The 5,196-nt window shown below is 31.2% G+C and carries 4 protein-coding genes; all 4 read right to left on the reverse strand.

Annotation, left to right across the window (positions count from 1 at the left end):
* Nucleotides 1–418 precede the first annotated feature (418 nt).
* Nucleotides 419–1,540, reverse strand: coding sequence for a low temperature requirement protein A (locus V7056_RS18270; protein ID WP_499703830.1), 1,122 nt, complete (start codon nucleotides 1,538–1,540; stop codon nucleotides 419–421).
* A gap of 554 nt (nucleotides 1,541–2,094) precedes the next feature.
* Nucleotides 2,095–2,691 carry a hypothetical protein gene (locus V7056_RS18275; protein WP_499703827.1) on the reverse strand — a complete coding sequence of 199 codons (597 nt, stop codon included), beginning with the start codon at nucleotides 2,689–2,691 and terminating at the stop codon, nucleotides 2,095–2,097.
* A 237-nt stretch (nucleotides 2,692–2,928) separates the two neighbouring features.
* Nucleotides 2,929–4,311 carry an L-cystine transporter gene (locus tag V7056_RS18280; RefSeq protein ID WP_499703828.1) on the reverse strand — a complete coding sequence of 461 codons (1,383 nt, stop codon included), beginning with the start codon at nucleotides 4,309–4,311 and terminating at the stop codon, nucleotides 2,929–2,931.
* Between the two features lie 353 nt (nucleotides 4,312–4,664).
* The coding region (locus tag V7056_RS18285; RefSeq protein WP_499703829.1) for a hypothetical protein at nucleotides 4,665–5,196 on the reverse strand (532 nt) is incomplete at its 5' end.

Below are 5,196 nucleotides of genomic sequence, written 5' to 3' on the forward strand. Positions count from 1 at the left end.
GCTATTCTTTTAATGTTAGCTAGTATTTTAGCAGGTTTTGCTTTATTAAGAATTCCTTTAGAAGGTACTTTCTTAGCAAGTTTAGAACCAGTAACTACAATAATTGGTATTTTAGCTGTTGTAATTTTCTCTCTTGTTCTAATCTATAAAGGGTTTATGTCATTACTGGGTAAATAATAATTTCTTAATGCCCTGGTAATGAATTATATATGGACTTATATTTTATTATATACCACCTGTATCTATGGAAATCTAAGATACAGGTTATTTTTTATTATCACTTTGTTACTATTAAAAAGTTTAGTATGTTAGTACTCTTTTATTACTTTATTCAAAAATTCTCGCTAATCTCACCCGAGCATTAACTTTATTTTATTCCACATTTATTGCTTCACCTTTGAACATAAAAGAAAAAAAGCTAACGATTTGTTAACTTTTCGTAAATCATATTTACATTTGAATAGAAATGAACAATTAGAAAATATAGTAATAATTCAATCATCACGCCAATTGGAGGAACGACTACTATTAAATTCATTATAAATAAGATAGTGAGAATCACTAATAATAAAACAATATGGTTTATTTTCAAATCCAATCTATTATTCTTACATTTATGAAAAACAATAGAAGTTGATAAATAGTAAATCATTACAGAGCCGAAAACAAAATAGATCATATATGTATAACTAACTTCATTTATATACATTAATTTAATAGATGCTGCGATCATGCTTAGAGACATTAATATAAATAAATGCCCATAAATAATGGTTTGACCTGCCCTTTTAGCATGTTTGTTTACCTTTCGTTCGATGTTATGAAAATAATGCAACCAGATTAAAATAATAAAAATAAACGTAATTATTGAAAAGAATATTGCATGCCAACTTCCACTTAATGGTTGTAGTATTGTAATTGTGCTAATGACAGATTCTCCAAATAATATTAAAGTAAATAAAGCAAAGCGTTCAAGCAAATGAGCCGGATTTATCGGTGCTTTTATCAAATACTTACGCCCTATAATTGGGACAATAACATCAACTAGTATTCCTGCATACAACACCGCGTACCTCATCCAGGAGTCAAAAAATAATGACAGAAATGAAATGAAAATCCCAATCCAAAAACGCGTTCCTAAGTACATAGCTACCTGTTTTCTATGACCATTTTCAAGCTTCAATACTCGCAGATATTGTATCGCTGTGATTGCTCTAATTCCAATATAGCCAATTAAAAATGAAAAATAGTATTGATCAAAATCCACTGATAAACTCGAGACCAAAATGAGCACAAAAAACATTTGAATAACCATAAAAACCTGCTGATTAATATGATCTTTTCCAAACCGATTTGTAAACATGGTTTGACCAGTCCAAGACCACCATATAGGGATGAACATTAAGACAAATTTAAACAAATATTCTGGATGTACTAACCCATTCTCCACGTGTAATAGCACATGTGTTGAAGTTGTTACAGCTGAAACAAATAGTAAATCATAAAATAGTTCTAACCATGTGACTTTCTTCTCTTCCACTTTTTTCATTCCTTTATCTCTTTTTTAGAATGCGTTAGTTGATTACAACTCCAGGATGCTCGCTTTCCGTGGGGCGTAGAGCTGAGCCTCGGGCCCACACGATGTGGATTATGCATGCGTTACGACAGGACGTCGTGATTTTAGCATGCCTACCTTACTTGGCCTGCGGGTTCTCAGCGTTCTCGCATCTCCCACAGGAGTCTTCGCACCTTCCGTTGTAATCAACTTCTGTCTTTAGCCTTCAAATCTAAAAGAAACAATTAAATTTGAAAATGAGCCATCTTTATGATGAAAACAGGTCCTTTTTTGTAAAATTAAAAAACATTCTTATTCGTATGTTTGTTCAAATGGTGACAGTATTTACTATTAAATAAATAGGTGTATAAACCATCAATGTAAATGTTATCACAATGATTATGGTTAATTCCTTTTTCACTTCTAATTCATTTATTAATAGTTTAATAAGATCAAGTATGCTTAAGATAAACACTATACAAATAAAGGGCATCAAATAGATACCTATGAAACTAAAAATTGCTGTCATTTTTCCACCTCTATCTAAAAAAATCAATGCTTCTTCCATTTTGGTCAATATAGGCTACATTATAGAAATCTTCAATTGGTAGTTTATTGTCAATTTTTTCCATAAAATAAAAAAATGGAGTTTTAGGAACTAAGATTTGAATATTTTTTTTAGATTGTAATTCACTTTCATTCCTAAACTCTCTTTTTGATATTAATATCATTTTAATTTTACCGTTAGCATTTTCTCCTTGAAATACACCGAAACTTCCTTTATTCGTTTTGATTTTTCTTGATCTGAACCAATTCTCATCTCCAACTGATCCGTAATCACATCTTTTAATTTGATATTTATGATTTGGACCTTCGACCAATTTACAATATCCTTCATAACGATTAACCTGAACAAATACAATAGCAGTATCGGTTTCGGAAATTTTTTGAACATCTCGAATTATATAATCATGATCATTTCTATTCCAATCAGAAATGATTTCACCTAACTTTGGAGAATTAAGAGAAATCTTAAAATTTTGGAGATATCTCTGGTATTTGACTTTTTGATGGACCCCAATACTAATCAATAACATTAAAACAAGTATCGACCATAAAATTATTCTTTTTGGCATTTGTTTTCCCCTTACACCTTTAAATAAAACTGTCAGAACATCAATCTTTTACTCAACTGACTATGAATTATATAATTCTTGTTATTTACTTATATTCCTTTATAAACAAAAAAACGAGTCACCTGAACCAACTCGTTAGTTTGGAAAATATAATTTCACTTTAATGATTTATATCTTTGAAATAAAAATTGGATAGCCAATGATGACTATCCAAAAGTTTATGATTATACGTTAATTTTATGCTTCTACTACATTTGGCTGTTGGTATACTTCATTTTCGAATTCACCTGTCGCCTTACTAGTTAGAATTCCAGATGTCATTGCTCCGCTAACGTTTAATGCTGTACGGCCCATGTCAATTAGAGGTTCAACTGAGATTAAAAGGCCTACGATCGCAATTGGTAGATTCATAACAGATAGTACGATTAGAGCTGCAAAAGTTGCTCCTCCGCCGACACCTGCAACACCGAATGAACTAATCGCTACGATTAAAATTAGAGAGATGATAAATGATATACTCGTAGGATCAACACCCGCTGCTGGAGCCACCATTACAGCTAACATCGCTGGATAAACCCCTGCACATCCATTTTGCCCTATTGAAAGTCCAAATGAACCAGCAAAGTTTGCAATTCCTTCTGAAACACCAAAGTCTTTTGTTTGTGTCTTGATTGTCATCGGTAAGGTTCCAGCACTTGTACGTGACGTAAAGGCAAACGTTAAAGTTGGCAATCCTTTTTTCACATAATTTAAAGGACTTAGTTTTGCAAATGATAATAGTAGTAAATGTACAATAAACACTAAAATTAATGCAACATATGAAGCCACTACAAATTTACCTAATTTGACAATTGCATCATAATCACTAGTTGCTGCAACTTTTGTAATGATCGCTAGAATACCATATGGAGTTAAACGTAGAATTAACGTAACAACTCTCATGGTTATAGAGTATAAAGTATCAATAATTTTAGAGAAGAATTCTGCATGCTCAGGATCTTTTCGTTTTACTCCTAGGTAAGCAATACCTACAAATGCTGCAAAGATAACAACTGCAATTGTAGATGTAGCTCGTGCACCTGTTAAATCTAAAAATGGATTGCTTGGAAATAATTCAAGGATTTGTTTTGGTATAGTCATATTTTCTACAGCCACTACACGATCCTGTAACTCTACATTTCTAGCATTCTCAGCATCACCAGCAGATAACTCGATTCCATCGAGTCCAAATCCTAATGCTGTACCGATTCCAATTGCTGCTGAAATAGCAGTCGTTCCAAGTAATAATCCAATTACAAGAAAACTAATTTTCCCGATATTTTTCGTTAACTTTAATTTTGTAAATGCTCCGACAATTGAAATGAAAACCAACGGCATGACAATCATTTGTAATAGTTTTACATAGCCACTACCAACAATGCTAAACCAATCAATTGTACCTACTGTAACTTCATGGTCAGTTCCATAGATTAAATGAATAATATAACCAAAAATAAGACCTAAACCTAAACCTGTGAATACGCGTTTTGAAAAAGATACATTCTTTTTCTGCAATAAATATAAGCCAAACATAAGCAATAATAATACCGCGACATTCAGAATAATATAAAATGTGTTCATCCTTTTCCCTCTTTTCTTTATTTAGTCTATTTTACGAAATTTTAATCCAAGTATTCCTATAAATCAAGTAGGAATTTATATTTTTTTATTATTCTTACTTTTATGATGATTAGACAGGAGTTATGCTTCTTACTAATCAAAAGAAAAACCATTTAGACAACACCCAAATAGCGAAACTCAAATAATCTAAAAACAAAAGTTTTCAGTAATAAAAAAAGGACCTTCAATGAAGATCCTCTTAACAATCCAATGTTTAATTTAACTAGTCTATGCTGTGTTAAAATTTTAAAAGCTACTACATATCCAATGCAAATAACTACTTTTTACATTTGCGAGTTACCTTAAGGAACCTATCAATTCACCTTTTCCCGTTTAGCAGATTCATAATAAGATGTAAAAATACCAAAACAGCCCATAAAACCAACATGTAAATTATGATATAAGGTTTGCAAATCATACCTCGAATCATTTTTTGAGTTTAGTAAATATCTGATTTGTTTTTGAATCGAGCTACATCTATTAATTGCATACGTTAAAAAAGACTCTGTTTCTGGTGAAAAGTTTTCCTTTGACTCTAACTCCATTAAACTTTCCCTTAATATTTTCATATCTTCATAAAGACTATTAAGTTTTGAACGTTTCATTTTAGATGGTTCTTCTTTGACTAGCCACTCCTGCTCAGACATTAGTAATAAGTAGTCCACTCTAGAAGTTACATCTTCTGAGAAGACATTTTCTTTCTGATCGTTTTTATAAATTTTTTTAAAGTCTCGTAATTCCTTAACATAGCCTCTTACCATTACATTATCAGCATTATATGAATATGATTTATCTAAACTAAGATTTGAATAGGGATAAAAATACGTATTTGCTAATAGTAAGAGG

Origin of the sequence: Bacillus sp. JJ664 (genome assembly GCF_036962205.1) — a bacterium.
Lineage (GTDB): Bacteria > Bacillota > Bacilli > Bacillales > Bacillaceae_G > Gottfriedia.

Bases quoted from the DNA above. Each gene is read 5' to 3' on its own strand.
- V7056_RS18275 (WP_499703827.1), bottom strand. From the start codon at position 2,691: ATGCCAAAAAGAATAATTTTATGGTCGATACTTGTTTTAATGTTATTG.
- V7056_RS18280 (WP_499703828.1), bottom strand. From the start codon at position 4,311: ATGAACACATTTTATATTATTCTGAATGTCGCGGTATTATTATTGCTT.